This window comes from uncultured Aurantimicrobium sp. (genome assembly GCF_936931525.1).
GTDB lineage: Bacteria > Actinomycetota > Actinomycetes > Actinomycetales > Microbacteriaceae > Aurantimicrobium.
Genome location: NZ_CAKZII010000006.1, coordinates 1 through 3,578, shown reverse-complemented (window position 1 = coordinate 3,578; position 3,578 = coordinate 1). Strand labels below are relative to the sequence as shown.

Below are 3,578 nucleotides of genomic sequence, written 5' to 3'. Positions count from 1 at the left end.
CAAGGAACTCTTCACCACAGACGCAGAATCCTTGATTCTGGGGGCAGACATTGTCATTGAAGTCATGGGTGGCCTAGAGCCTGCTCGCAGCTACATCCTGCAGGCCATCAACTCTGGCGCTGACGTCGTCACTGCCAACAAGGCACTACTTGCTACCCATGGAACTGAACTCTTCGAAGCAGCTGAGCGCGTAGGCGCTCAGCTGTACTTCGAAGCTGCAGTTGCCGGAGCTATCCCCATCATTCGCCCACTTCGTGAAAGCCTTGCCGGTGACCGCGTCAAGCGCATCATGGGCATTGTGAACGGAACCACCAACTACATCTTGGACAAGATGGACACTGAAGGCGCATCTTTTGATGACGCGCTCGCCGTAGCCACAGAGCTGGGATATGCAGAAGCAGATCCAACTGCTGATGTTGACGCATTCGATGCTGCCCAGAAGGCTTCAATCTTGGCTAGTCTCGCCTTCCACACCACGATTCCTCTGGAAAGCGTTCACCGCGAAGGTATTCGCGAGATTTCGGGAAAGACTGTTGAACTGGCCAAGAAGGCTGGATACGTGGTCAAGCTCCTCGCCGTCTGCGAGCGCTTGACCGACCCAGCCACCGGTGAAGAAGGCGTTTCAGCCCGCGTTTACCCAGCGTTGATTTCGCGCGAACACCCACTTGCTGCTGTTCACAAGGCCAACAACGCAGTATTCGTTGAGGCAGAAGCAGCAGGTTCTCTGATGTTCTATGGCGCAGGTGCTGGTGGTCCCGAGACTGCTTCTGCAGTTCTGGGAGACCTGGTCTCTGCTGCACGCCGTCACGTCATTGGCGGTCCTGGTTTGGGTGCGTCCACGCACGCCAACCTGCCAGTGCTTCCCATTAGCGCCATTACAACCCGCTACCACGTGACTCTGTCGGTCTTTGACCGCCCCGGTGTTCTTGCTTCTGTTGCTGAAGAGTTTGCCAAGCACGGAGTTTCGGTCGAATTGGTCGAGCAAGGCACATTTGGCAGCGAGGCGGTGTCTGGAGAGGCTGCTCCGACGGCTACGCTAGTTATTGGCACGCACGCAGCTCTTGAGTCTGATCTGGCGGCCACCGTTTCCGCTCTCGCGCAGCTGGATGCCGTGAGCTCAGTGGTTTCGGTTCTACGAGTTGAAGGAGCCTAAATTGGCACACCAGTGGCGTGGCGTTCTGCCCGAATATGCAGACCGCCTGAACATTTCTGATGCGACCCCCATCATTACCTTGGGTGAAGGTGGCACGCCACTGATTGAAGCTAAGGCTCTCTCGGCACGCACCGGTGCACGTGTCTTCGTGAAGTACGAAGGAATGAACCCTACGGGTTCATTCAAGGACCGCGGTATGACCATGGCCATCTCGAAGGCTGTTGAGCACGGAGCTAAGGCTGTTATCTGTGCTTCCACCGGTAACACCAGTGCTTCTGCTGCTGCATATGCAACTCACGCAGGTATTTCTGCTGCTGTTCTTATTCCTGAGGGCAAGATCTCCATGGGTAAGCTCAGCCAGGCTGTTGCTCACAATGCTGAAATCATTCAGATCCAGGGAAACTTCGACGACTGCCTCGACATCGCTCGTGACCTCGCTGCTAACTACCCTGTTCACCTCGTGAACTCGGTGAACCCTGACCGCATCGAAGGCCAGAAGACCGCTGCTTATGAAGTAGTTGAAGTTCTTCAGGACGCACCTGACTTCCACTTTGTTCCCGTAGGTAACGCAGGTAACTACACCGCGTACTTCCGTGGCTACAGCGAAGAACTCGAACGTGGCGCAGCTACCAAGCTTCCTCGCATGTTTGGTTTCCAGGCAGCTGGTTCAGCACCTATCGTGCTGGGTCACCCCGTGAAGAACCCTGAAACCCTTGCCAGCGCTATCCGTATCGGTAACCCTGCTTCGTGGGAGTTCGCACTCGGTGCACGCGATGTCAGCAACGGCTACTTCGGTGCCATCGACGACGCAGGCATCCTCGCAGCGCAGCGCATCCTTTCAGCAGAGGTCGGCATCTTCGTTGAGCCAGCATCTGCAATCTCTGTTGCAGGTCTGCTGGAGCGTGCCGAGAACGGCCACATCCCAGCTGGATCAACTGTTGTTCTCACCGTGACTGGTCACGGCCTCAAGGATCCTCTCTACGCTCTCAAGAAGGCAGACGGCACTGAAGTTGCCCCCACTGTTGTTCCCGTGAGCACCGAAGATGTTGCAGGCGTACTTGGCCTGGTCAAGGGCGCTTCGCACTAATGTCCTCAGGGTCCATGCAGGTGCCGGTAGGCAGAGCGGTTACCGTTCGCGTACCGGCTACGTCGGCAAACTTGGGCCCCGGTTTTGACACTCTGGGTCTTGCTCTAGGTTTCTATGACCAACTTGAGGTTTCCACTCGATCTGAGCCTGGTGCAACTGTTGAAGTAATCGGCGAAGGAGCTGCAGATTCTGCAGCTCCCGTTTCAACGGATGCTTCCAACCTGGTTGTTCAGTCCATTGCACACGCTTTCGCGCATGCGGGCGTGGCGATGCCAGGGCTGAATCTTCGCGCCCACAACCAAATTCCTCACAGCCGCGGCATGGGTTCTTCCAGCGCCGCAATTGTGTCTGGCTTGGTTGCTGCTCAGGGCCTCCTCCAAGGCATCTGCGATTTCGACGCAGACACTCTGTTGCGCCTAGCCACTGATCTTGAGGGTCACCCCGATAACGTCGCGCCTGCGCTCTTTGGCGGCTTGACTATTGCGTGGACCACGGATGAAGGTCCACGCTGCAAGCGTTTGCTTGTCCACCGCGGTGTTTCACCCTTGGTGCTGGTTCCTTCTTTCACCATGTCGACCAAGCAGGCTCGTGCGCTGCAACCTGAGAGCGTTCCTCACGAAGATGCGATCTTCAACGTGTCACGTTCGTCTCTGCTGGTCGCTGCTCTCACTCAGAGCCCAGAATTATTGTTCGAATCAACCGAAGACAAGCTTCACCAGGATTACCGTGCTGAGGCCATGCCTCAGACCAGTACCCTGATCAAGCTTCTTCGTGAACACGGCTTTGCAGCTGTGGTTTCTGGTGCTGGCCCATCCATTTTGGTGCTGTGTTCAGATCCTGCCCAGCGTGTGGAGGCAGCAAAGCTTGTTGCCCAGCACGAAGAGAGCCCGTGGGAGACACTCATGCTTGCAGTAGACTTTGCTGGAGCAACAATTCTTCGGGGGAAGCAGCCACAAACAAATGAAAGATGATCCATCCAATACAAATCCTCGTCCACTTGTAGTTGATTTAGATGGGACATTGATTTCCACGGATACTTTGTTTGAATCCGCAAATCAATTCATTTGGAGTGAGCCGTTTTCAATAATTTCTCTAATTGGGTGGCTCGCAAAGGGAAAGGCATTCCTCAAGTCAAAGTTGTCAGGAATAGTACAGCTTTCATCAGAGTCTCTTCCATATAGGCAAGAAGTATTAGATTTCTTAACTGAAGAGAAACTCCAGGGCAGGGTAATTATTCTTGCAACAGCAAGCTCGGAAGTTTACGCGAGTGCAATTGCTCAGCACTTAAATATCTTTTCTGATGTCTTGGCCTCAAACGAAAACATCAATCTAAAAGGT

Annotated in this window: 4 protein-coding genes; all 4 read left to right on the top strand. The window is 54.5% G+C overall.

Translation table 11 applies throughout. The features are described 5' to 3' along the window. A partial coding sequence (locus Q0362_RS00195) for a homoserine dehydrogenase (protein WP_298118377.1) occupies positions 1–1,153 on the top strand: 1,153 nt, incomplete at its 5' end. A 1-nt stretch (position 1,154) separates the two neighbouring features. Next, complete coding sequence (gene thrC / locus Q0362_RS00190) at positions 1,155–2,240, top strand: threonine synthase (RefSeq protein WP_298118374.1); 1,086 nt, start codon at positions 1,155–1,157, stop codon at positions 2,238–2,240. Further along, on the top strand, positions 2,240–3,211 hold the full coding sequence (gene thrB, locus Q0362_RS00185; RefSeq protein WP_298118371.1) for a homoserine kinase: 972 nt from the start codon (positions 2,240–2,242) through the stop codon (positions 3,209–3,211). The genes thrC and thrB overlap by 1 nt, the downstream gene beginning before the upstream one ends. After that, positions 3,201–3,578: hypothetical protein (locus tag Q0362_RS00180; protein WP_298118369.1), on the top strand; the 378-nt coding region annotated here is incomplete at its 3' end. The genes thrB and Q0362_RS00180, both read left to right, overlap by 11 nt.

Bases quoted from the DNA above. Each gene is read 5' to 3' on its own strand.
- thrB (WP_298118371.1), top strand. From the start codon at position 2,240: ATGTCCTCAGGGTCCATGCAGGTGCCGGTAGGCAGAGCGGTTACCGTT.